Annotated in this window: 14 protein-coding genes; 10 read left to right on the forward strand and 4 right to left on the reverse strand. The window is 71.7% G+C overall.

From position 1 onward, the window contains the following. Position 1: 1 nt before the first annotated feature. Entirely contained in the window at positions 2-1,687 is a 1,686-nt protein-coding gene (gene dhaL / locus OV207_RS36720) for a dihydroxyacetone kinase subunit DhaL (protein WP_267559731.1), read from the reverse strand. Between the two features lie 289 nt (positions 1,688-1,976). Here dhaL and mxcK point away from each other — a divergent pair, with 289 nt between their 5' ends. The 10 genes from mxcK (at position 1,977) to OV207_RS36770 (ending at position 19,022) form a co-directional block, all read left to right on the forward strand. Further along, on the forward strand, positions 1,977-3,212 hold the full coding sequence (gene mxcK / locus OV207_RS36725) for a myxochelin export MFS transporter MxcK (protein WP_267559732.1): 1,236 nt from the start codon (positions 1,977-1,979) through the stop codon (positions 3,210-3,212). 34 nt (positions 3,213-3,246) lie between these two features. Continuing rightward, positions 3,247-4,530: a myxochelin B biosynthesis transaminase MxcL gene (mxcL, locus tag OV207_RS36730; RefSeq protein ID WP_267559733.1), complete on the forward strand. Its 1,284-nt coding sequence runs from the start codon at positions 3,247-3,249 to the stop codon at positions 4,528-4,530. A 156-nt stretch (positions 4,531-4,686) separates the two neighbouring features. Further along, on the forward strand, positions 4,687-5,463 hold the full coding sequence (locus OV207_RS36735) for a 2,3-dihydro-2,3-dihydroxybenzoate dehydrogenase (protein WP_324291599.1): 777 nt from the start codon (positions 4,687-4,689) through the stop codon (positions 5,461-5,463). Positions 5,464-5,615: 152 nt separating this feature from the next. After that, entirely contained in the window at positions 5,616-6,851 is a 1,236-nt protein-coding gene (dhbC, locus tag OV207_RS36740; RefSeq protein ID WP_267559870.1) for an isochorismate synthase DhbC, read from the forward strand. After that, a complete protein-coding gene (locus tag OV207_RS36745) occupies positions 6,848-8,482 on the forward strand; it encodes a (2,3-dihydroxybenzoyl)adenylate synthase (RefSeq protein ID WP_267559734.1) in 1,635 nt (544 codons plus the stop codon). The genes dhbC and OV207_RS36745 overlap by 4 nt, the downstream gene beginning before the upstream one ends. 23 nt (positions 8,483-8,505) lie before the next feature. Further along, positions 8,506-9,417: an isochorismatase family protein gene (locus OV207_RS36750; protein ID WP_193429573.1), complete on the forward strand. Its 912-nt coding sequence runs from the start codon at positions 8,506-8,508 to the stop codon at positions 9,415-9,417. Between the two features lie 34 nt (positions 9,418-9,451). Continuing rightward, entirely contained in the window at positions 9,452-13,792 is a 4,341-nt protein-coding gene (gene mxcG, locus OV207_RS36755; RefSeq protein ID WP_267559735.1) for a myxochelin non-ribosomal peptide synthetase MxcG, read from the forward strand. Beyond that, positions 13,789-15,066: a 3-deoxy-7-phosphoheptulonate synthase class II gene (locus OV207_RS36760; RefSeq protein ID WP_267559736.1), complete on the forward strand. Its 1,278-nt coding sequence runs from the start codon at positions 13,789-13,791 to the stop codon at positions 15,064-15,066. The genes mxcG and OV207_RS36760 overlap by 4 nt, the downstream gene beginning before the upstream one ends. A 109-nt stretch (positions 15,067-15,175) precedes the next feature. After that, entirely contained in the window at positions 15,176-17,719 is a 2,544-nt protein-coding gene (gene mxcH / locus OV207_RS36765; RefSeq protein ID WP_267559737.1) for a TonB-dependent siderophore myxochelin receptor MxcH, read from the forward strand. Positions 17,720-17,774: 55 nt separating this feature from the next. After that, complete coding sequence (locus tag OV207_RS36770) at positions 17,775-19,022, forward strand: hypothetical protein (protein ID WP_267559738.1); 1,248 nt, start codon at positions 17,775-17,777, stop codon at positions 19,020-19,022. Between the two features lie 103 nt (positions 19,023-19,125). Here the strand turns inward: OV207_RS36770 and OV207_RS36775 are convergent, their stop codons facing one another. The 3 genes from OV207_RS36775 to OV207_RS36785 all read right to left on the reverse strand — a co-directional run bounded on the left by OV207_RS36775 (position 19,126) and on the right by OV207_RS36785 (position 24,645). Then, complete coding sequence (locus tag OV207_RS36775) at positions 19,126-21,756, reverse strand: sensor histidine kinase (protein WP_267559739.1); 2,631 nt, start codon at positions 21,754-21,756, stop codon at positions 19,126-19,128. Between the two features lie 350 nt (positions 21,757-22,106). After that, on the reverse strand, positions 22,107-24,140 hold the full coding sequence (locus tag OV207_RS36780; RefSeq protein WP_267559740.1) for a membrane dipeptidase: 2,034 nt from the start codon (positions 24,138-24,140) through the stop codon (positions 22,107-22,109). A 145-nt stretch (positions 24,141-24,285) separates the two neighbouring features. Then, the gene (locus tag OV207_RS36785) at positions 24,286-24,645 is read right to left on the reverse strand and encodes a YciI family protein (protein WP_267559741.1); all 360 of its coding nucleotides are present in this window, start codon (positions 24,643-24,645) and stop codon (positions 24,286-24,288) included. Positions 24,646-24,728 lie beyond the last annotated feature (83 nt).

The raw sequence follows: 24,728 nt of genomic DNA on the forward strand, positions 1-24,728 counted from the left end.
GTCACCCCAGCGCCTTCATCCAGATGACGACCGCCGCCGCGCCCGCGTCGGGAATCCCCTTCGCGCGCTCGCCCAGGTAGCTCGCGCGCCCCAGCCGCGCCGTCATGCTCGCGGTCGCCTCCGCTCCCTGCTCCGCCGCGAGCGTCGCCTCCGCCCACGCGGCCCCCAGGGACTTCCCCTCGCGCACGGCGCGCCCCAGCGTCTCCGCCGCCGGGTGCAGCGCGTCCACCATGGTCCGGTCCCCGGGCCTCGCGCCGCCCAGCTCCGACACCGCCTCGACGGCCACCTGGAACGCCTTGGCCCAGTCCGCCGCGTCCGGGACCTTGTTCGTCAGGTGGCGCGAGGCCCGCAGGAGCGCGGTCGCGTAGAACGGCCCGGAGCTGCCGCCGATGCTCCTGCGCAGCGCCTGCCCCAGCTCCGTCAGCGCCCCCGACGGCGTGGCCCACGCGCCCTCCGGCAACGCGCGGATGGCCGCCGCGCCCCGCACCAGGCTCAAGCCCAGGTCGCCGTCCCCCGCCGCGCTGTCCAGCTCCGTCAGCTTCTCCTCCGCCGCATCCCACGCGTCCGCCACCGCCAGCGCTCCCGCCTTCACCTGCCCCATCTGCGGCTGCGGCTTCGGGTGTCCCTGGATGGTCGGCAGCGGGCCCCTGGGGGACACCACCCGGCGCTGCGCGACCAGCGCTCCCTTCCCCGGCCACGCCGGCGCCTCCGTGGCCGCGTCCAGCCGCGCCAGCCGCGCGTCGTCCACCTTCAGCAGCGTGAGCGAACACCCCGGCATCTCCAGCGCGGACAGGAACGTGCCCTGCCACGCCCGCTCCACCTGCACGCCCCGCTCCGCGAGGAACGCCAGCGCCCGGCGCGTCACGATGGCCAGCTCCATGGGGGGCGTGCCGCCCAGGCCGTTGACCATCAGCGCCACCCGCTCGCCCTTGCCGATGCCCCGGTCCTCCACGATGGCCGACAGCAGCGTGTCCACCAGCGCGTCCGCCGGCTGGAGCGCGACGCGGCGCACCCCCTGCTCGCCGTGGATGCCCAGCCCCAGCTCCACCTCGCCCTCGCCCAGCGTGAAGCCCGGCCGGCCCGCCGCCGGCACCGTGCATGGCCCCAGCGCCACGCCCATGCTGCCCAGGGCACTGGCCGCCTCCGTCGCCTCGCGCGCCACCTCCGCCAGCGACGCACCCGCCGCCGCCGCCGCGCCCGCCACCTTGTGCACCAGCACCACGCCCGCGATGCCCCGCCGCCGCGCGGGCTCCACCGTGTCGCGCAACGCCACGTCGTCCGCCACCACCACGACCTCCGTGGGGATGCCCTCCGCCCGCGCCAGCTCCGCCGCGAGCCCGAAGTTGAGCCGGTCGCCGGTGTAGTTCTTCACGATGAGCAGCGCCCCCGCCGTGCCCGCCACCGCGCGGATGGCCGCCAGCACCGCGTCCGCGCTGGGCGACGTGAACACGTCCCCCGCCACCGCCGCGTGCAGCATGCCCGCGCCCACGTAGCCCGCATGCGCCGGCTCGTGTCCGCTGCCACCGCCCGACAAAATCGCCACCCGCCGCGCCCCCAGCGCCGCCGGCACGTCCGCGCGCACCACCACCGTCTCCCCCTCCAGCAACGCCTGCCCCGGCGCGAGCGCCACGACCCCCTCAAGCATCTCCCGGACCACTTCGCGCGGCGCATTGACGAGCTTCTTCACCTTCGACACCTCTGCGGAAAGAACGACGGGGACGGACGGCCTCGGAGGCCACCCTTCCGCCCACACGCCACCCCGTCAAGGCGCACGGTGCCCACAAGCCCGCCTCCGGACGATTGCGTCATGAAACCCGCTTTTCCATTGACTCCCGCTCATTTATGAGGATGATTCTCATTATCATTCTCTGACTTACAACGAACACGGCGGGTCCGTCGCGAGGCGCGGCGGGTCCAGGCCGGGCCTTGTCTGGCGTCTGGCATTGCCCGGGCCGGCGTGTGCGTCTGGATTCCTGGTGACTGTCTTGAGTGCTCCATCCCCCGTCGCGCGTGAGCGCACGCTGCTGTCGCTCCTGGCGGCGGTGCAGTTCACGCACGTCGTCGACTTCATGATGCTGATGCCGCTGGGGCCCCTGCTGATGCAGCGGCTGGACCTGTCGGCGACGCGCTTCGGGGCCCTGGTGTCCGCGTACACGCTCGCGTCCGCGGCCATGGGCGTGCTGGGCGTGTTCTGGCTGGATCGCCTGGAGCGCAAGCGGACGCTGCTGATGCTCTACGCGGGCTTCATCACCGCCACGCTCCTGTGCGGCATGGCCACCGGGGCCGTGGGGCTGCTCGTGGCGCGCACCGTGGCCGGGGCGTGCGCGGGGCTGATGGGCGCGGTGGTCATCGCCATCGTCAGCGACGTGGTGCCCGCGGAGCGCCGGGGCCAGGCCATTGGCACCGTGATGACGGCGTACGCGCTGTCCGCCGTCGCGGGCGTGCCGCTGGGCCTGGGCGTCGCGAACCTCTGGGGCTGGCGCGCGCCCTTCTTCGTCCTCGCGGCCGTCGCGGGCGGCGTGTGGCTGCTGCTGCTGCGCCTGCTGCCGCGCGTGGACGGGCACCTGGTCCGCGCGGGCACCGCGCCCGACGCCCTGGCGCCCGCCACCGTGTGGACGCCCCGGCTGGCGCTCGGCTGGGGGCTGACGTTCACGGTGGTGTTCGCCAGCTTCCTGCTCATCCCCTACCTGGGCGCCTTCATGGTGGGCAACCTGGGCCTGTCGCTGTCGGAGCTGCCCTGGGTGTACCTGGCCGGCGGCGCGGCGACGCTCCTGAGCTCGCGGTGGATTGGCGGGCTGGCGGATCGCCTGGGCCCCGCGCGGGTGCTGGCCGGCCTGCTGGTGTTCTCCATGGTGCCGCACCTGCTCTTCACGCACCTGTCGCCGTCCCCGCTGCCGGTGGTGGCGCTGGTGTTCGTGGGCTTCATGACGCTCACCTCCGGCCGGGCCATCCCCACCATGGCGCTCGTCGCGTCCCGGGTGCCGCCCACCCTGCGGGGGCGCTACCTGGCGGTGAACATGGCCGCCAGCGACGGCGCCTCCGGGCTGGCCGCGTGGATGGGTGGACTGCTGCTGTCCACCGCGTCCGACGGCGCGCTCATCGGCTTCGGCCCCCTGGGCTGGCTCGCCGCGGGCGTGTCCGTGCTGGCGCTGGGCCTGCTCTGGGTCTTCGCCGGACGCGCCGTCCCGGTGAGCGCCACCCCTGCTTCCTGACACCTCCTCCACCCCTGAACACAAGGACCCTTCCATGTCCCAGGCCACAGCCCGCCACCCGTCCCTGCCGCGCCCCATCGTGGGTGAGATCAAACTGGAGCGCTCCAACCAGCTCCTCGCCGAGGCCCGCAAGCTGGTCCCCGGCGTCACCCAGACCATGATGAAGAAGCCGGACCACTTCGCCCCCGGCGCCTTCCCCGTGTTCCTCACCAAGGGCCAGGGCGCGCTGGTGGAGGACGCGGACGGCCAGGAGTACATCGACTACATCCAGGCCCTGGGCGCCAACATGCTGGGCCACAACCACCCGGCCGTCGCGGAGACCATCCGCAAGCACCTGGCCGAGGGCATCATCCACTCGCTGCCCACGCCCGTGGAGGTCTCCTCCGTGCGCGCGCTGGTGGACGTCATCCCGGGCGCGGAGATGGCCCGCTTCTTCAAGACGGGCGCGGACGCCACGTCCGCCGCCGTGCGCCTGTCGCGCCACATCACCGGCCGCGAGTCCATTGTCACCGTGGGCTACAACGGCTGGCACGACCACTTCATGTACGACACGCCGGGCATCCCCGCGGCCGTCGCGAAGCTCACCACCCGCCTGCCGCTCTTCACGCCCCCGGACGAGCCCGCCCTGCTCGCGCACATCGAAGCGCACGGCGCGCAGCTGGCCTGCGTCCTGCTGGCCATCCCCTACAACCGCACCATCACCCGCGAGTTCCTCCAGGCGGTGAAGGACACCTGCGCGAAGCACGGCGTGCTCTTCATCCTGGACGAGGTCGTCACCGGCTTCCGCCTGGCCCTGGGCGGCGCGCAGCAGTTCTTCGGCGTCCAGGCCGACTTCGTCACGCTGTCCAAGGGCATCGCCGCGGGCATGCCCCTGTCCGCCATCGCCGGCCCGGAGAAGCACCTCTCCAAGCTGAGCGACCTCCAGGTGTCCACCACCTTCGGCGGCGAGATGCTCTCCCTGGCCGTGTGCGAGGCCGTGCTCAACGAATACAAGAGCACGAACTACATCGAGCACATCGCCAGCATGGGCCGCCGCCTGCGCGACGGCGTCAACGCCCACGCGAAGGCCACGGGCTCCTCGCTGGAGGTCATCGGCTACGACGCCGTGCCCTTCTTCCGCTTCAGCAAGGACATCCCCCAGCACATCCAGAAGATGATCCCCTTCCAGGCCGGCATGGCCCGCCGGGGCGTCATCCTGCGCCGCGACCTGAACTTCATCAGCGCCGTGCACACCGAACAGCAGATCGATCACACCATCGCCGCCGCCGGCGAGGTGCTGCGCGAAGCGGCCGCCACCGCCGCCGCCACCGCCGCCTGAAACAATCGCAAACAATCCGCCCGCCCCACCGCAACGTCTCACGCGGTGGGTCATTTCGGGCCTGAGCCTTCTTGACAGGAATTCACGACCATGGCACTTCCGGATTCTGATTCTGAGAACCGTTCTCATTTTCAGACAGACGGTTCGGGTGAGCGGATGATGGGTGCGACGACAGGACTCGCGGTGGTGACGGGCGCGGCCCAGGGCATTGGCGCGGCCGTCGCACGCAAGCTCGCGCGCACCATGCCCGTGGCCGTGTTCGACCAGAATGGCGCCGGGCTGGAGCTGCTGGTGGCGGAGCTTCGCCAGCAGGGCTTGAAGGCCACCGCGTTCAAGGTGGACGTGCGGGACAAGGACGGCGTCGAGGACGCGGTCGCGCACATCGAAGCGAAGCTGGGCCCCATCCAGGTGCTGGCCAACGTGGCGGGCATCCTGCGCATGGGCCCGGTGCTGACCCAGAGCGACGCGGACTGGATGAGCACCTTCGCGGTCAACACCCACGGCGTGTTCCATGTCTCGCGCGCGGTGGCCAGGCACATGGTGCCCCGGCGCTCCGGCGCCATCGTCACGGTGGGCTCCAACGCGGCGGGCGTGCCGCGCATGCAGATGGCGGCCTACGCGGCGTCCAAGGCCGCCTCCACCATGTTCACCAAGTGTCTGGGGTTGGAGCTGGCCGAGCACGGCATCCGCTGCAACGTCGTGTCCCCCGGCTCCACCGACACCGCCATGCAGCGGGCGCTCTGGTCGGATGACCGCGGGCCGGAGGCCGTCATCGCGGGCTCGTTGCAGTCCTTCCGCACCGGCATCCCCCTGCGCCGCATCGCGACGCCGGACGACATCGCCGACTCCGTGGTGTTCCTGGCGTCCGACCAGGCCCGCCACATCACGATGCACGACCTGTGCATCGACGGCGGCGCCACGCTGGGCGTCTGACGCGCGCCCACGCCCGTTGCCTTCCCTCCCTTCCCTCTCGCGGGGTGGCCCTTCGTGTCCCCTCGCATCCCACCGAGTTGAGAATGATTCCTGATACCAAAATCGTTACGGGCACCAAAGAACCGCGCGGTGTGGCGCTGCCCGTGGACGGCATGGGGGTGTCCCCTGCCCTGACGGCGGAGTCGGAGCAGGAGTCGCTGGCGACGCGGCTGCTGCGCGACTACGACGCCGGCTCGTCGTTCTTCTTCGCGTCCCCCAGGCGCACCATGCTGGCGCGCGGCGTGTTCGCCACGGTGCCGCACTCGGGTGGAACGAACTCCCTGGAGGGCCTGCCCGCGCGGGTGGCGGCGGTGCTGGACGCTTCGCGTGAGGCGGCGCACGACATCCCGGTGGCGGTGGGCGCGGTGCCCTTCGACGGCCGGGTGGAGGCGCAGCTCGTGGTGCCCATGACGTTGCAGCGCGCGGGCCCGCTGGTGTTCGACGCGGCCTCCCCCGCGCAGCTCCCCCTGGCGTCTCGCTACACGATGCGCCCCGTGCCGGAGCCGGCCGCGTACCTGGACGGCGTGGCGGCGGCGCTGAAGCTCATGCAGGACGGGCCGCTGCGCAAGGTGGTGCTGTCGCGCTCGCTGCACCTGGACACGGCGACGCCCGTGGACCTGCGCCAGCTCTTGCACAACCTGGCCCGGCGCAACCCGCACGGCTACACGTTCGCGGTGGACCTGCCTCCTCGCGAGGACGCGGCGCCCGGCGCGGGCCGGCGGACGCTCATCGGCGCCAGCCCGGAGCTGCTGGTGTCGCGCTCCGGGTTGCAGGTCATCGCCAATCCGCTCGCGGGCTCCGCGGCGCGCAGCACGGATCCGCTGGAGGACCAGGCGCGGGCGGCGCGGCTGATGACGTCCCCCAAGGATCTGCACGAGCACGCGGTCGTCATCGACGCGGTGGCCGAAGCGCTGCGCCCCTACTGCAAGACGCTGGACGTGCCCAGGGGGCCGTCGCTCGTGAGCACCCAGACGATGTGGCACCTCTCCAGCCGCATCCAGGGCGAGCTGAAGGACCCGTCCATCACGTCGCTGACGCTGGCGCTGGCGATGCACCCCACGCCCGCGGTGTGCGGCCACCCGACGGAGCTGGCGCACGAGGCCATTGGCCACATCGAGCCGTTCCAGCGCGGCTACTACACCGGCACGGTGGGCTGGTGTGACGCGAACGGCGACGGGCAGTGGGCCGTCACCATCCGCTGCGCGGAGGCGGACGCGAACTCGCTGCGGCTGTTCGCGGGCGCGGGCGTCGTCGTGGGCTCCACGCCGGAGGCGGAGCTGGCGGAGACCGAGGCGAAGTTCCGCACCATGCTCCAGGCCATGGGCCTGGGCGCCGGGGTGCAGCCGTGAGCTCCGCGCGCGAACACCTGGCGGGCTGTCCCCCGTGGCCGGAGGACTTCGCCCGGCGCTACCGCGAGGCGGGCTACTGGCGCGGGGAGACGTTCGGTCAGCTCCTGCGCGACCGGGCCCGGGACTTCGGGACGCACGTCGCGCTGGTGGCGGGCACGCACCGGTGGACGTACGCGGAATTGGACGCGCGCGTGGACCGGATGGCCGCGGGCTTCCATGCGCTGGGCATCCGCGCCCGGGACCGCGTGGTGGTGCAGCTGCCCAACGTCGCGGAGTTCTATGAGGTCATCTTCGCGCTCTTCCGCATGGGCGCGCTGCCGGTGTTCGCGCTGCCCGCGCACCGCGCGTCGGAGATCGGCTACTTCTGCGCCTTCACCGAAGCGGTGGCGTACGTCATCCCGGACCGCTTCGGCGGCTTCGACTACCGCACGCTCGCGGAGCAGGTGCGCGCGGCCACGCCCACGCTGAAGCACGTGCTGGTGCTGGGCGACGCGGGCCCGTTCACCGCGCTGGCCTCCGTGCCCTGCGACCCGGTGGCGCTGGAGGGCCCTGCCCCGTCGGACGTGGCGTTCTTCCAGCTGTCAGGCGGCAGCACCGGCGTGCCCAAGCTGATTCCGCGCACGCACGACGACTACATCTACAGCCTGCGCGCCAGCGTGGACGTGTGCCGGTTCAACCGTGACACGGTGTACCTGTGCGCGCTGCCGGCGGCGCACAACTTCCCGCTGAGCTCACCTGGCGTACTGGGTACCTTCTACGCCGGCGGCACGGCGGTGATGGCGCTGCACCCCAGCCCCGACGTGGCCTTCCCGCTCATCGAACGGGAGCGCGTCACCGTCACCGCGCTGGTGCCCCCGCTGACCATGGTGTGGCTGGACTCGGCGCAGGCGAAGCGGCACGACCTGTCCAGCCTCCAGGTGCTCCAGGTGGGCGGCGCCCGGCTGAGCGACGAGGCCGCCGCGCGCGTGCGCCCCACGCTGGGCTGCGCGCTCCAGCAGGTCTTCGGCATGGCGGAGGGCCTGGTGAACTACACGCGCCTGGACGACCCCGAGTCGCTCATCGTCACCACGCAGGGCCGCCCCATGTCGGACGCGGACGAGCTGCGCGTGGTGGACGACGACGACGTGCCGGTGGCGCCCGGACAGACGGGGCACCTGCTCACGCGCGGGCCGTACACCATCCGCGGCTACTACAACGCGGAGACGCACAACGCGCGGTCCTTCACGACGGACGGCTTCTACCGCACGGGCGACCTGGTGCGCCTGACGCCGGCGGGCTGCCTCGTGGTGGAGGGGCGCGCGAAGGATCAGATCAACCGGGGCGGCGACAAGGTCGCGGCGGAGGAGGTGGAGAACCACCTGCTCGCGCACCCGTCCGTGAGCGACGCGGCGGTGGTGGCCATCCCCGACAAGTTCCTGGGCGAGCGCACCTGCGCCGTCGTCATCCCGCGCGGCGAGGCCCCGGCCGCGTCCGCCCTCAACGCCTTCCTGCGCCAGCGCGGGCTCGCGGCCTTCAAGATCCCGGACCGCATCGAGTTCGTCGCGTCCTTCCCCCAGACGGGCGTGGGCAAGGTCAGCAAGAAGGCGCTGCGCGACAGCCTCCGACAGTCCCTCAACCCCTCTCCTGTTTGAACCTGCTGAACCTGGAGCCCTCCATGGCCCTGCCTGCCATCGCCCCCTATTCCATGCCCGGCCCGGCGGACCTGCCGCGCAACAAGATCGCCTGGACGCCGGAGCCCAGGCGCGCCGTCCTGCTCATCCACGACATGCAGCGCTACTTCGTGGACGCCTTCACCCAGGGCCAGTCCCCGGTGACGGAGCTGGTCGCCAACATCCAGCGGCTGCGCGCGCACTGCACGAAGCTGGGCATCCCCGTCGTGTACTCCGCCCAGCCGCCGGATCAGACGCCCGAGCAGCGCGGGCTCCAGTTGGACTTCTGGGGCAAGGGCCTGCGGGGCGGGCCGGAGCAGAAGCAGAAGATCATCGACGCGCTGGCCCCGGCGGAGGGCGACATCCTGCTCACCAAGTGGCGCTACAGCGCGTTCCGCAACACGCGCCTGATGGAGCTCATGCGCGAGCAGGGCCGCGACCAGCTCATCATCTGCGGCATCTACGCGCACATCGGCTGCCTCCAGACGGCCAGCGACGGCTCCATGAGCGAGGTGCGCCCCTTCCTCGTCGCGGACGCGGTGGCGGACTTCTCGCTGGAGAAGCACCGGCTGGCGCTCGACTACGCCTCGCAGCTCGTCGCCTTCGTCACCTCCACGGAGCAGCTCATGACCGCCATGCCCCTCCCCTCCACGACGCAGACGGTGGACCGCGACCAGCTTCGCGCGGACGTGGCGGAGCTGCTGATGGAGTCCGCGGCGTCCATTGGCGAGGACGACAACCTGCTGGAGCGCGGCATGGACTCCATCCGCCTGATGAGCCTGGTGGAGCGCTGGCGGCAGCACGGCACGGAGGTGTCCTTCGTGGAGCTGGCCGAGAAGCCGACGCTCACCGACTGGTACGCGCTGCTGGCCTCCAAGCAGCCTGTCCCCGTGGCGCCCGGCGCGCGCGCCTCGTAGTCCGCCGTCCCCTTCCTGTCCGGAGTCCCCCGTCATGCACCCATCCCAGGAGCAGTACCGCCCGCTGTCCGCGGCCCAGCACGGCATCTGGGTGGGACAGCAACTCGACCTCCAGAGCCCGGTGTACAACGCCGGGGAGTGCATCGAGTTCAAGGGCGCCGTGGATCCGGTGCGCTTCGAGTCCGCCCTGCGCCGCGCGGTGGCGGAGACGGACGCGCTGCACTCGCGCTTCGTGAAGGGCGAGCACGGCCCCGTGCAGCGCCTGGACGTGGGCACGGACTGGACGCTGCACCGCGTGGACTTGAGCGCGGAGGCGGACCCGTGGGCCGCCGCGCGCGAATGGATGTGGAAGGACCTGGGCCGCACGGTGGACCTGGAGAAGGGGCCGCTGTTCTCCCAGGCCCTGCTCACGGTGGGGCCGGAGCGCGCCTTCTGGTTCCAGCGCATCCACCACATCGCGATGGACGGCTATGGCTTCTCGCTGCTCGCGCGGCGGGTGGCGGAGCTGTACACGGCGGACATCGACGGACGCATGCCTCCCCTGGGCTTCAACCGGCTGGGGCCCGTGCTGGACGAGGACGTGGCCTACCGCGAGGGCCCCCAGTCCCAGAAGGACCGTGACTTCTGGGTGGGCCGCTTCGAGGACGCCCCCGTGCCCGCGCTGCTCGCCGAGGCCGCGCCCATGTCGTCGCGCTTCCTCCGGCGCTCGGAGCACCTGTCGCCGCAGACGATGGCGGCGTTGCAGGCCGGCGCGAAGCAGGCGGGCGTGAGCTGGTCCGACCTGGTGCTGGCCGTGACGGCCATCTACCTGCACCAGCGGACGGGCGCGCAGGAGGCGGTGCTGGGCCTGCCGGTGATGGGGCGGCTGGGGTCCGCGGCGCTGAAGGTGCCGTGCATGGCCATGAACATCGTGCCGCTGCGCATCGCCGTGCGGCCGGACGCGGGGCTGTACGCGCTGGCCCGTGACGTGGCCGCGGAGCTGAAGGCCGCGCGCCCCCACCTGCGCTACCGGTACGAGCAGCTCCGGCGCGACCTGCGCCTCGTCGGTGGCCAGCGCAAGCTGTTCGGCCCTGTCGTCAACATCATGCCGTTCGACTACGCCCTGGACTTCGCGGGCGTCCCGGGCACGGCGCACAACATCTCCGCCGGTCCCGTGGAGGACCTGTCCTTCGGCTTCCACGCGCGCTCGGGCGGCAAGGACCTGCGCGTCGATTTGGACGCGAACCCCTCCTGTTACACGGAGGAATCCCTGGCCGAGCACCAGCGCGGCTTCCTCCAGTTGCTGGAGTCCCTGCTCGCCGCGCCGGAGCAGCCCGTGCGCCGGGGGCCCGCGAGCTGGGGCGCCAACGCCGTCGCGGGGATGGACGCGTCCGTGCTGGATGGCGGGCCGGTGCCCGCCGTGCGCCCCGTGCTGGAGCTGCTGAAGGCGCAGGCCGAGGCCCGGCCGGACGCGGTCGCGCTGGAGCACGGCCCCTGGCGGATGACGTACTGTGAGCTGCTGGCGGCGTCCCGGGCCCTGTCGCAGTGCCTGCTGGAAGCGGGCGTGACGCCGGACACGGCGGTGGCGGTCAAGGTGCCCCGTGGCACGGATGCCATCGTCGCCAGCCTGGGCATCCTGTTCGCGGGCGCGGGCTACCTGCCCATCGACCCGTCCGGACCGGCCACGCGCAACGCGGCCATCCTGGAGGACGCGCGGCCCGCGGTGATGCTGGTGTCGGAGCGCCCGACGCCGGACGCGGACCCCACGGCGCCCGGGATCCTGGTGGTGCAGCGGCTGGACGCGCACGCCGAGGTCGTTCCGGCGTCCGATGCGGAGGCCCGGCTCGCCTACGTCATCTACACCTCCGGCTCCACCGGCCAGCCCAACGGCGTCCAGGTACCCCGGAGCGCGCTGGCCCACTTCGTCGCGGGCGCGACGCAGCGCTACGCCGTGGGCCCTGATGACCGGGTGCTCCAGTTCGCCCCGCTCCACTTCGACGCGAGCGTCGAGGAGATCTTCGTCACGCTGTGCGCGGGCGCGCGGCTGGTGCTGCGCACCGACGACATGCTCCAGTCCGTGCCCCGGCTGATGGAGGCCTGCGCGGAGGCCGGCATCACGCTGCTCGACCTGCCCACGGCCTTCTGGCACGAGCTGGCCTACAGCCTGTCCACCGGCGCGGCCTGCCTGCCCGACTCCCTGCGCACGGTCATCATCGGCGGTGAGGCGGCCCTGCCGGAGCGCATCGCCCGCTGGCGCGACGTCGCGGGCGACCGCGTGCGCCTGCTCAACACCTACGGCCCCACCGAGGCCACCGTCGTGGCCACCGTCGCCACGCTCGCGGGGCCTGACGCGCTCGCGTCCGGGGACGAGGTGCCCATCGGCCGTCCGCTGCCGGGCGTCGTCGCGGCGGTCGTCACGCAGCAGGGCCGGCTGGCGGCGCCGGGCAAGGAGGGCGAGCTGTACCTGATGGGCGGCGCGCTGGCCCGGGGCTACCTGGACCGCCCGGAGCTGAACGCCGCGCGCTTCACCACCCTGGCGCTGCTCGAAGGCCAGCCGCGCGCCTACCGCACCGGCGACAAGGTGCGCGTGCGCGACGACGGCCAGCTCGTGTTCGTGGGGCGCGTGGACGACGAGTTCAAGATCAGCGGGCACCGCATCGACCCGGGCGAGGTCGAGACCGTGCTGCTCAAGTATCCGGGTGTCCGCGAGGCCGCCGTCGTGGGGCAGGTGCTGCCGGGCGGGTCGCGCCGGCTGTGCGCGCACCTGGTCGCCTCGCCTGAGCCCACGCCCGCGGAGCTGCGCAAGCACCTGTTGACGGCGCTGCCCGCGCCCATGGTGCCCGGCGCCTTCGCGTTCGCTGAGCGCCTGCCGCGCACCAGCAACGGGAAGATCGACCGCAACGCGCTGAAGAACGCGCTGCCTCCGGATGAGAGCGCCGCGCTGCTCGCCACCGCCACGCCGCTGGAGCGCACGGTGCTGGAGGTGTGGGAGCAGGTGCTGGGCCGCGCTGCGTCGTCGCTCCAGGACGACTTCTTCGAGCTGGGCGGCCAGTCCCTCCAGAGCATCCAGGTCGCCAACCGGCTGAGCATCGCCGTGGGCCGGGAGGTGCCGGTCGCCACCGTCTTCCGTCACCCCACGGTGTCGGGCCTCGCCCAGGCGCTGGAGCGCGGCAGCGCGGAGGGCTCCGAGCCCGGGGGCCTCACCGCCGCGATGCTCGCGGACGCGGAGCTGGGCCTGGACATCGTGCCCGCCACCACCGGCGAGGCCTGGGCGCGGGAGTCCACCCGCCTGGGCGCCGACTTCCGCCAGGTCCTCCTCACGGGCGCCACCGGCTTCGTCGGCGCGCACCTGCTCCACCAGCTGCTGGCGCAGCCGAACATCCGCGTCATCTGCCCGGTCCGCGCGAAGGACGAGGCGCAGGCGATGGAGCGGCTGCGCACCGCGCTCGTCGGCCAGCAGCTCCCCACCGCGGGGCTGGAGGCGCGGGTGCTGGCGCTGCCGGCGGACCTGTCGCTGCCGATGCTGGGCCTGGACGCCGCGCGCTTCCACGGGCTCGCCGCCGAGTGCGACGCCATCCTCCACAACGCCGCCGTCGTCAGCGTGGTGCGCGAGTACGGCAGCCTCCAGGGCGTCAACGTGCGGGGCACGCGCGAGCTGCTCCGCCTGGCCGCCGCCGTGCGCCCCAAGCCCTTCCACTACGTGTCCACGCTGGCGGTGGCGCCGCAGACGAACCTGGCGCCGGACGTGCCGGAGGCCTTCGTCCCCGCGCACCCGGGCCTGCGCGACGGCTATCAGCAGAGCAAGTGGATCGCGGAGCGGCTGGTGCAGCAGGCGTCGGAGCGCGGACTGCCCGCGACGGTGTACCGCCTGGGCCGCGTGGTGGGCGCGCCGGACACCGCGCTCGTCAACACGCAGGACCTGGTGTGGCGCATCGTGCTCGCGGGGCTCCCCGTGCGCGCCCTGCCCCTGCTGGACGTGGGCGAGGTCTGGACGCCGGTGGACTTCGTGGCCCGCGCCATCGTCCAGCTCGCGCGCCGCTCGCATCCGGGCGCGGTGTTCAACCTGACGCCCACCGCGGAGGTGCGCCTGTCCGAGCTGTTCGGCTGGGTGCGCGACTACGGCTATCCGCTGGACCTCTGTCATGTCCCCGAGTGGCGCGAGCGTGTCGCGCGCGGCTCCGGGGGCCACGACGCCACCCTGGCGTTCTTCGACTTGCGCAGCGGTGACTCCACGCCCGCCTTCGGCCTGGGTCCCATCCGCTGCGAACGGCTCCTGGCCGCGCTGGAGGGGACGGACGTCGTCTGCCCTCCCACCGACCGGAAGCTCCTCTACCGCTACCTCGACTCCTGCGTCGCGCAGGGAATCCTGCCTCCGAAAGATACGGCGCTCCCGTGACGAACTCCTCCTGGTCTCCCTCCTCCTGGCGCGCGAAGCCGGTCCGCTACATCCCCAATGACTACCCCGACCTCCCCGCCCTCGCGCGCGTGGAGGCGGAGCTGGCGAAGCTGCCGCCCCTCATCCCCGCGGAGGAGACGCGGCGGCTGCGCGACGCGCTGGGACAGGTCGCCGAAGGCAAGGCGTTCCTCCTCCAGGGCGGTGACTGCGCGGAGAGCTTCAAGGAGTTCTCCGCCGACAACGTCCGGGACACCTTCCAGCTCCTGTTGCAGATGGCCGGCGTGCTCACGTTCGCCGGTGGGTGCCCGGTGGTGAAGGTGGGTCGCATCGCGGGCCAGTTCGCCAAGCCGCGCTCCAACGCCACGGAGACCGTCGACGGCGTCACCCTGCCCAGCTACCGGGGCGACATCATCAACGGCATGGACTTCAACGCCCGCGAGCGCACGCCGGATCCCCAGCGCCTGCTGCGCGCGTACCACCAGTCCGCGGAGACGCTGCAGCTGGTGCGCGCCTTCGCTCGCGAGGGCTACACGGACCTCACCCGCCTGCTGGGACACCGGCCAGAGGCCGAGGGCGCCGTGCGCCCGGTGGACTTCTTCACCAGCCACGAAGCCCTGCTCCTCAACGTCGAACAGGCGATGACCCGCTTCGATGAGGCGACGGGCGGCTGGTACGACACGTCCGCGCACATGCTCTGGATTGGCGAGCGCACCCGCCAGCTGGACGGCGGCCACGTGGAGTTCATGCGCGGCATCCAGAACCCCATCGGCCTCAAGTGCGGCCCCACGATGGAGGCGGACGACCTGCTGCGCCTCGTCGACACGCTCAACCCCCAGGGCATCCCGGGCAAGCTCACGCTCATCGGGCGCTTCGGTTCGGAGAACGTCGCCACCGCCCTGCCCCGGCTGATGGCCGCCACCCGCCGCCACGGCGGCCCCGTGGTGTGGTCCATCGACCCGATGCACGGCAACACGCACAAGGCCAGCAACGGCTACAAGACGCGGTCGCTGGAGCGCATCCTCGCGGAGGTGATGGCCTTCCTCCAGGTCGCCGCCGCCGAGGGCGTCCACCCCGGGGGCCTCCACCTGGAGATGACCGGCCAGGACGTCACCGAGTGCCTGGGCGGCCCGCTGGACGTCTCCGAGGACGACCTGTCCAGCCGCTACCACACGCACTGCGACCCCCGCCTCAACGCGGATCAGGCGCTCCAGCTCGCCTTCCGCGTCGCCGACGGCCTCCACACCGTGCGCGCCCCCCAGGCCCGAGCGGCCTGAGGGGCCACGCGGCCTTGACAGTCCCGAAGCGAAGCGGCTAAACGTCGCGCCGTTGATAATGAGAACCATTTTCATAATCGCGAGTGGCTGGCGGCGGTTCGGGGCGGGCGTGGCGCTGTTGACGGGCCTGTGTCTGGGCGGTCCGGCGCACGCGGGTGCGATGCAGGCGGGCGGGGCCGCGCAGGAGCCGGAGGCCACGCCCTCCGCTCCGGCGGCGCCAGTCATCGAAGCGCCGAAGCTCCTCCAGAAGATCGAAGCGCCCTACCCCCCCGAGGCCCTGGCGGCGCGCCTGGAAGCGAACGTGCGCCTGCAGCTGAAGGTGGACGTCCAGGGACAGGTCACCGAGGCCGAGGTGATGGAGCCCGTAGGCCACGGGTTCGACGAGGCCGCGCGCGCCGCCGCGCTCCAGTTCCGCTTCGAGCCCGGCAAGCGCGACGGCGTCGTGAAGCGCTTCCGCATCGTCTACACCTACGCCTTCCAGCTCCCGGAGAGCGCCTCCCCGGCGGGCCCGGTGGCCCTGAGCGACGCCGCCGCTCCCGGGGGCGTTCCGGCGGAGCCCGCGTCCAGCCCGGACGCGAAGCAGCCCATCGAGGTGCCCTCCAGCACCGAAGAGAACACCATCGAAGTGACGGTCGTGGGCGAGTCCGCGGCCGAGCGCCGCCGCCAGTCCGCGGAGTCCGTCCAGGTCATCGAGACGGAGCAGATCGCCTACGAGACCGCCGACCTGGGCACGGCGCTGGCGCGCACCGAAGGCGTGGACGTGCGGCGGGCCGCGGGCCTGGGCAGCAACACGCGCGTGTCGCTGTCGGGCATGTCGGATGATCAGGTGCGCTTCTTCGTGGACGGCATCCCGCTGGAGTTCGCGGGCTACGGACCGGGGCTCGCCAACGTCCCGGTGAACCTGGTGCAGCGGATGGAGGTCTACCAGGGCGTCGTGCCCATCCGCTTCGGCGCGGACGTGCTGGGCGGCGCCATCCACCTCATCACCGACCAGAACGTGTCCGGCACGGGCATGGCGGGCTCCTACGAGCTGGGCGCCTTCGACACGCACCGCCTCACCGCGAGCGTCCGCCACCTCCAGGAGTCCACCGGCCTGCTGGTGCGGGCGCACGGCTTCTTCGACACCGCCCGCAACGACTACCCGGTGAACGTGGAGGTCTTCAACGACGCGGGCAAGCTGGTGCCCGCGCGGCTCCCCCGCTTCCACGATGGCTATCTGGCCGGAGGCGCGAGCCTGGAGGTCGGCTACGTGGACCGCCCGTGGGCCCAGCGCCTGCTGCTGCGCGCCTTCTTCAACGCCACCGAGCGGGACATCCAGCACAACACGTCCATGACGCAGGTCTACGGCGACGTGACGGGCGCCGAGGGCTCCGCGGGCACCACGCTGCGCTACGAGCAGGCCTTTGGCCAGGGCCCCTCCGTGGACGCCGTGGCCGGCTACACCTTCCGCCGCAGCCGCTTCCTGGACGTGGGCTCGTGCCGCTACGACTGGTACGGCCGCTGCTTCTACACCCTGCCCACCCAGGGGGAGATGAGCGACGGCGCGGTGGAGCGCTACGTCAACAACCACACCGGCTTCGCGCGCTTCAACGCGGGCTGGTTGCTGGGAGGCCCGCACCTGCTGCGCTTCGCGCTGGCGCCCACGTTCGTCGTGCGCACCGGCGAGGACCGCGCGCTCCAAGCGCTGGGGCAGGCGGATCCGCTCTCCGCGGACCGCGACGTGGCCTCCCTGGTGACGGGCCTGGAGTACCAGTACGACGCCTTGGAGGGCCGGCTCCAGAACATCGCCTTCGCCAAGGACTACCTCCAGTCCACGAGCGCGAAGAAGCTGCTCGGCAGCGGCGAGTTCCAGGACCTGAGCCGGACCACGCACGAGTTCGGTGTGGGCGACAGCCTGCGCCTGCGCCTGTCCCCCACCCTGGTCGCGAAGGCGTCCTACGAGTGGGCCACCCGCCTGCCCCGGCCGGACGAGCTCTTCGGTGACGGGCTGCTCATCGACACCAACCTGGAGCTGGTCCCGGAGACGAGCCACAACATCAACCTGGGGCTGGGCTTCACGTCGCTGCCCGGCCGCGCCGGGACCTTCCGCGCCAACGTGGGCGGCTTCGCGCGCCTGGCGGATCAGCTCATCACGCTCACCGCCCAGGAGAGCTACTTCGTCTACCAGAACGTCTACGCCGCGCGCGCGTTGGGCGTGGTCGGCGCCGCGGGCTGGACGTCCGCGGGCCAGCTGCTGTCGCTGGACGCCAACGCCACGTGGCAGGACCTGCGCAACGTATCCAGCGAGGGCAACTTCGGCGCCTTCGACGGCCAGCGCGTCCCCAACCGCCCCTACCTGATGGCCAACGGCAGCGCCCAGGTGAAGGTGGGTGAGCTGCTGCGCTCCCGGGACGAGCTGCTCGTCACCCTGCGCTCGCGCTACGTGCACGAGTTCTTCCTGGCCTGGGCGGAGCTGGGCGCCGCGGACACCAAGTATCGCGTCGCCACCCAGTTCACGCACTCGGTGGCGCTGACGTACGTGATGCGGGACACGCCCACGACGATGAGCTGGACGCTGGACCTGCAGAACCTCACCAACGCCCGCACCTTCGACTTCTTCGGCGTCCAACGCCCCGGCCGCACGCTCGCCGCCAAGTTCACGCTGGAGCGCTGAGGTCAGGCCTCCCGCAACCACACGCAGCACCCCCACCCCATCGAAAGGGAAGTCCTTGAAGCCCTCACCCTTCTTCCGCACCTCGGGCCGTGTCCTCGCGGCCCTCGCCATCAGCTTCGTCACGGCCTGCGGTGACGACAAGGATCCGGTCGACCCTCCGGACAGCGGCACCCCCACGACGCCGCTGTACGCGTTCGTCGCGCAGGTGAGCGTGGAGTCCACGTCCACCAGCTACGTCATCCTCACGGACAAGGTGGACCACACCGAGCCCCTGTCGCTCGCGAACGCCACGGAGATCCCCGGCCGCGCGCTGGGCTCCGGCATCGAGAAGACGGGCGCCCTCTTCGTCTCCAGCAGCGGCTCCGCCGTCGTCACCCGCTACAACGTGACGGCCGACAACAAGCTGGAGAAGGCCGGCGAGGTGAGCTTCGCGCCCAGGGGCCTGACGACGATTGGCGAGTACCAGAACCAGTTCCAGTTCGCGTCGGACACGAAGGCCTACTACTTCGATGGCCGCACCGCGCAGATCGTCGTCTGGAACCCGAAGGACATGTCGCTGACGAGCACCATCCCCCTGCCGGGCATGACCATCGACGGGACGGTCCTGTCGTTCGCGTCCAACCCCCTCCGCGTGGGCACCAAGGTGCTGATGCCGCTGGCGTGGCGTCCGTCCGCGGGTATCGGCATCACCAAGAAGGCGGGCATCGTCGTCCTGGACACGGAGACGGACACCGCCCAGATCGCCACCGACGACCGCTGCGGCTACGTGCGTGACGGCGTGGTCGGCGCGGACAACCAGGTGTACCTGGCGACGGAGGCCTACGGCGCCGCGGTGAAGCGCACCGCGATGGCGAACCCGGAAGTGCCCGAGCCCTGCCTGCTGAAGTTCGATCCGCAGACGGCCAAGTTCGACGCGGCCTTCTACAAGTCGCTGGGCGCGCTGACCAACGGCAGCGCCACGGGTTCGCTGCTCCAGGGCCCCACGGGCTCGGGCTACCTGCGCGTGCTGGACGAGTCGACCTACACGGTGGTGGAGGGCACGCACCCGCGCGTCATCGCGAGCGCCGTGGCGTGGAAGTGGTGGAAGCTGGACCTGAAGGCGGACATGACCGCGGCCACGCTGGTGGACACCCTGCCGGCCAGCACGGGCAGCTCCTTCCTCTTCCACGCGGGTGACCGCACGCTGTTCACGGAGTTCACCAACAGCAGCAGCACGACGAACTTCCGTGAGCTGACCGACCAGAGCGGCAAGCTGGTCGCGACGCACAGCGGCCTGTCGTTCTCGTTCCTGCAGCTGCGCTAAGCCATCCCCAGCCGTCCCCGGGCCCTCGTGGCGCCGGAAGTGGAGGGCCCTCCGCCCTCCGCCTCCAGCACCGCGGGGGCCCGTCATTTTTCGTGCGTCCGGCTCACGCGGGAGCCGGGGCGTGCGCCTCCGCCGACAGCGCCGCCGGGAGGGTGAAGAAGAACGTGCTCCCTGCCCCCGGGTGGCTCTCCACGCCCAGCTGTCCCCCGTGGGCATCGACGAGCCCCTTCACGATGGCGAGCCCCAGCCCCGCGCCCTCCTTGCGCTTCGCTCGGGACTGCCAGAAGGGCTCGAAGAGGTGCGGCAGCTCCTTCGGGGAGATGCCCGGCCCGGTGTCGCGCACCGAGAACCGCACCCAGCCCCCTTCGGCCTGGACGCGCAGGGTGATCTTCCCTCCTTCGGGCGTGAACTTGAGCGCGTTGCCAATGAGGTTGGAGAAGATCTGGAGCGCGCGCTCGCGGTCGGCGAAGACGGCGGGCAGCGCCTCCGGGATGCTGGCCACCAGTTGGAGCGACCGGGCCTCCACGAGCGCCCGGTGCAGCTCCACCGCCTCCCGGATGAGCGGCGCCACCTCCAGCGCTTCGCGCTCCACCGACAGGCCTCCGCCCTCCAGGCGCGCCACGTCCAGCAGGTCCTGGATGAGCCGGTTCGCACGCTGGAGCGACTTCTCCACGGACTCCAGGGGTCGCCGTGCGGCGCCGATTTCGGGCAGCCCCTTGCGGAGCACCCCGGCGCTCAGGGCGATGACGTTGAGGGGCGCGCGCAGGTCGTGGGCGACGATGCGCAGCACCTCATCGCGGACGCGGATGGCCTGAGCCGACTTCTCCAGCAGCTGCGCGTTGTCCAGCGCGAGCGCGGCACGCCGGGCCAGCTCCTCCGCCAGCGCCAGGTCACGCGTCCCGTAGCGGCGCCCGGACACGGAGGTCGCGAGGATGACGACCCCCACCAGGCGCTCGCGGATCCGCAGCGGCACGATGATCCCGGACAGTGGGGCCAGGCGCCGCAGGGACTCCAGGTGCCCGGCATCCACCGCCGCCGCTTCGAGTGCCGCATCGGAGACCTCCGGCATCAACACCGGCTTTCCCGTCCGGAGCACGGACGCGGTGAGGCCTCCGCGCCGGAACACGTTGAGGGGATAGGCCTGGAGCATGGCCCGCAGGCGCCGCTCCAGCTCCGGGGTGGCCGCGGAGACCTCCACGCGGCGCACGCGCCCGTCCTCCCCCTCGAAGTCCGCCAGGCACCAGTCCGCCAGCGCCGGCACGGCCAGCTCCACCACGGTGGCCAGCGTCGTCCGTGTCTCCAGTGACTCGGCCAGCCGGGGGCCGGCCTCCGCCAGCAGGCGCCACGCATGCTCCAGTTGCTTGCGCTCGGTGATGTCCTGGATCTGCGAGATGAAGTGCAGCGGCGCCCCCTGGGCGTCCCGGACCATCGAGGCCGTCAACAGGGTGGAGACGGCGTGCCCGTCCTTGTGGAGGTAGCGCTTCTCCATCTGGTACGAGTCGATGTCGCCCTGGAGCAGCCGGCGCACGTTCATCAGGTCCACCCCCAGGTCCTCCGGGACGGTGAGGTCCTGGAACGTCCGCGAGAGCAGCTCGGCCCGCGAATAGCCGAGGATGTGGAGCAGCGACGCGTTCACGTTGAGGAACCGCCCGTCCAGGTCGACCAGCGACATGCCGATGGGCGCGTCCTCGAACGAGGTCCGGAAGCGCTCCTCGCTGTTGCGCAGCACCTCCTCCGCCTGCTGGCTCCTGGCGTCCAGCCCGGAGAGGACCTTCGCGTTCCAGAACGCCGCGGCCAGGAAGGCGAGCATCGTCAGGCCCGCGAAGAGCGTGATGCCGAGCGGCGTCCCGAAGAAATCCAGGCGCGTGCCCAGCAGCCGGGCCCCGCCCACGACCAGGGGCGCCAGGATGACCGTGGGAAGCAGCCGCCGCGCGAGCAGGCCACCGAGGTCCTCGCGCAGGAGCATGCCCATCAAGCCCCGCTCGGGATGGACGGAGAGGATGGCGAGCGCCAGCAGCAACAGGAGCAGCGCCGAGTGCGGCCCCATGGCCGTGGAGGCCGGGGCCCCGGGGTCGCGCGACGCGGTCCCGGCCCCCGGCTCCCAGAACAGGAAGCCGAACAACACCCACGACGCCATCAGCGCGCAGCCCAGGGCCAGCCATCGGGCGGGATGCCCCCCCCAGCGCGTCCGGACGTGCAGCAATAGGAGCGCGAGCCCCGTCAGACAGAGCCCCAGCGCGCCGCCGGACACCGCCCACCCGGAAGGCACGAAGGGTCCCCCGCCTCGGACCCCGAGCAGCAGCCGGTGGGCGCCCGCCATGCCCCCGAGCGCGTGCCATCCAAGGGCGCCGAGCCCCAGCGCCACGGCCCCCAGCGCCAACCCGCGGCCCAGCGTCCGGCGCCACCCACGCCCGGGGTCCGCGTGAAGCAACCTGAGCGCGGCGCCCGTCGCGATCATCCCCAGGGCCAGGTCCGGAGTCATCACGCCCGTGGCCGACGCGGAGAGCGCGAGGACCAGGCTGGGAATCCCCAGCACCCAGCCCATCAGCGCGAGCGCCCCCACCCAGATCGAGGCCGCGCTCGCCGCGGGCACCAGGCCGCCGAGCACCCACTGGAGCTGCCGGAGCGACTCGCTCCGCGAGCGTCCCAGTGCCTGGGCGTTTGATTCCGGTTCGGTCATCACGGGGATGGCCCCGCGATGAACCGCGCGGGCGATGCCAGCGCCCTGCGCCACGCATGCGCCGTCTTGAGGTCCGGGGCGGGCACGCGAACGAGCCTCCGCCACCCTCGCCCTCCCGCCTCGCGCCTGGAGCCCGGGCAGTGCACAGGGGCGCCGGGCGCGCCCACGGCGTCGAAGGAACCAGGCAGGTGGCTGGCGCGAGCAGGGATTCGCATGACGGAGGACCCGAAGGGAACCTGGGGTCCCAACAGGGGTCCGGCAACGCGCAGGACGTCCCGGTGTGACGCACGGGGCGCTCGGCTGGCGGTCCCCACTGACGTCCGCGTGAAGCGGTGCAACGAAACGGGGCGGCGCCCGGAAGGACGCCGCCCCGCAGGACATCAGGACGTCAGGACGTCAGGACATCAGGTGCACATCAGCCACGAGCACTTGTTCGACTGGCACTCGCGCCCGCTGGAGCAGATGGAGCCCTTGGGGCGCTTCTCCACGCACTTGCCGGAGTTGGTGCCCCAGCCGCAGAACTGCGTGGCGCCGCAGTGCGAGTCGCTGGAGCAGGTGCAGGTGCCGTTCAGGCCGCTGCAACCGTCAATCGCGTTGCAGGAGCCACTGCGGCACTCCTGGTTGAAGCGGCACGTCTCCGCGACGTACTTGGTGGCGGGCGCGTAGGCCTTGCCGCAGATCTGCGGGAACGCCGCCTCACGGGTGGCCTTGGGGACGTAGGCCGCGACGCCACTGGTGTCGATGTCCGTCGCCGCGTCCGCCATGCCGGAGCGGGCGCCGTTCGCGCGCTCCCACATCCGGATGAAGTTCTCCGACGAGCCCTCCAGGCCGCTGGTGTTCACGCCCAGCTGCTTGAGGTCCTTCACCACGTCCGGCAGCAGGCCCACGTGGGCCAGGCCGTAGATGTCGAAGTCCGTGCCCAGGCGGCCCGGGCCGGAGACGCGCTGCTGCTCACGCTGCGCATCCGCCTCCGCGCGGAAGCCCGCCGAACACGCGCCGAAGTCACCGAAGCGCGGCCGCGTCTGCTGGATGAAGCCGTTCAGGTCCGCGCCGAAGCCCATGTTGACCTTCAGGCCCTGGCGGCCGAACTCGTACGCCTGCGCCAGCGAGCGCGTGGAGCCCTGGCAGGAGTTGGCCACGGGCGTGCGGGTGTAGTCGCGCGTCTCGTCGTGCGCGGTGCGCAGGCCGAACATGCCGCCCGTCTGGCGCACGTAGCGCACCACCCACGACGGGGTGGTCTTCTCGTTGGCGGCCAGGCCCGGGTTCATGATCTCCCGGAAGTGGCCGTGGGAGATCATCAGCGGGTAGTAGGTGTTCGCCTGGGACACGGCATACGCGTCCTGGACGCTCTTCTCGGACATGTGGGCGATGTCGATGATCATCCCCTTGCCCATCATCTCCTGGACCAGCGCCTTGCCGTCCGCGGTGAGGCCCTTGGTGTTGCGGCAGTTCGCGTCCACGTCGAAGCCCAGCGTGAAGCCGGAGCCGGTGAGGCCGCAGTCGGTGTCGATGTGGCAGTTCTCCAGGAACTGGGCGACCTGGAAGATGGCGTTGTGGGGCGCGGCGCCGCCAAAGCGGTTGTCCAGCTGGTGCACGGGCTGCAACGAGCGCACGCCCAGCGAATAGACGCGGTTGAGCTCCGAGCGCCAGTCCTTGGTGCCGAACAGCTTGCTGGACTCGATGGAGAGCACCATGGCCAGCTTGCCGGAGGCGATGATCTGCCGGGCATGCGCGGGCGACAGGGCGATCTCCGCCCAGGAGGTGCGGGCGTCGAAGTCGCGGGCCATCTGCAACTGGATGTCCACGTCCATCATCTCGTCACAAGGCCGCTTGAGGTTCTGGTACGGCAGCGCCTTGCAGAGGAACTCATTGCTGACGAGCGACACCATCACCAGGGACATGCCGCCCTGGCGGGCATTGTTGAGCCAGCCTTCCCATGCCTGCTGGTGCGCGATGGTGTCCCAGCGGGGCCACTGGGTGTGGACGTCCTTGCGGCCCAGGTGCAGGCCGGTGTCGCCCTGCGTGCCCTCCACCTGACCGATGACCTCCGAGGCCACCGCGCCGCCGACGCCGAAGACGTCGGACAGGATGGGCACGCCGCCCAGGTTCACGCTGCCGGAGTTGGGACAGAGGTTGAGCATGTTGCGCAGGTCCATGCGGACCCGAGCGTGGTCGCTCTCCGGAGCACCGCCGTCACAGCTCGCGAGCGAGCCGGTGTGGTCGCCGTGGAACCAGCCGCCGCTGAAGGCCTCCTCGGCGAACATGTGGTGATGCATCTCCGCGAAGCCGCCCACGGCCAGCGGCTGGGCGACCTCCGCGGGAGCCACGGCGGGAGCAGGAGCCTCTTCGGAGACGGGGCCACAGCCCAGCGCCAGCGCCGAGGCGGCGAGGAACGGAGAGAACAGACTGCGGGAACTGAAACGGGAACGACGTTGCATGCGGTGCACCTTTCTTGGGGGGGAAGGTGCACCGGGCGTATCAGCAACGAGACCGGACTAGCAATTCTGGCGGGCTAAACACGTTAATACACCGCTCGGTATCGCGCCCGACGCGTCGCAATGCCTGCTCACCTCGTCGCAGGGCTCAATCGTCGAAACAGGGTCCGCTCTGACGCACCTCGACGATGGTCCACTCCGCGGCGGGACACTCGCTGGCGATGGCGAGCGCCTCTTCCCGCGTGTGGACGTCGATGAGGAAGAAGCCCCCGACGATCTCCTTCGATTCGGTGAAGGGGCCGTCGCTGAAGGTGCGCTTGCCGTCGCGCACCTGGATGCGGACGCCCTCCTCGTCGGAGCGCAGCGAGTCGCTGGCCAGGAGCAGGCCTCGCGCCTTGAGGTCCGCGCCATAGCGCTGCATGCGCGCCATCCGCTCGGCGGCGACGCGGCGCTCCCCGTCCGTGCGCGCCCGGGCTCCTGACTGCTGGACCAACACCATGAACGACATCCCGTGCTCCCTTCCGGCCTGAAACAAACCGCTCCACTGATGCTCGCCTGATACCCGCTCAGGCGGTGAGAAACCTGGGTTTT

The organism is Corallococcus sp. BB11-1 (genome assembly GCF_026626625.1).
In the GTDB taxonomy this organism is placed as follows: Bacteria; Myxococcota; Myxococcia; order Myxococcales; family Myxococcaceae; genus Corallococcus; species Corallococcus soli.

Coding starts and splice junctions, on each gene's coding strand:
- OV207_RS36780 (WP_267559740.1), bottom strand. CDS start 24,140: ATGCAACGTCGTTCCCGTTTCAGTTCCCGCAGTCTGTTCTCTCCGTTC.
- OV207_RS36750 (WP_193429573.1), top strand. CDS start 8,506: ATGGCCCTGCCTGCCATCGCCCCCTATTCCATGCCCGGCCCGGCGGAC.
- mxcL (WP_267559733.1), top strand. CDS start 3,247: ATGTCCCAGGCCACAGCCCGCCACCCGTCCCTGCCGCGCCCCATCGTG.
- OV207_RS36785 (WP_267559741.1), bottom strand. CDS start 24,645: ATGTCGTTCATGGTGTTGGTCCAGCAGTCAGGAGCCCGGGCGCGCACG.
- dhbC (WP_267559870.1), top strand. CDS start 5,616: ATGGGGGTGTCCCCTGCCCTGACGGCGGAGTCGGAGCAGGAGTCGCTG.
- mxcG (WP_267559735.1), top strand. CDS start 9,452: ATGCACCCATCCCAGGAGCAGTACCGCCCGCTGTCCGCGGCCCAGCAC.
- OV207_RS36735 (WP_324291599.1), top strand. CDS start 4,687: ATGATGGGTGCGACGACAGGACTCGCGGTGGTGACGGGCGCGGCCCAG.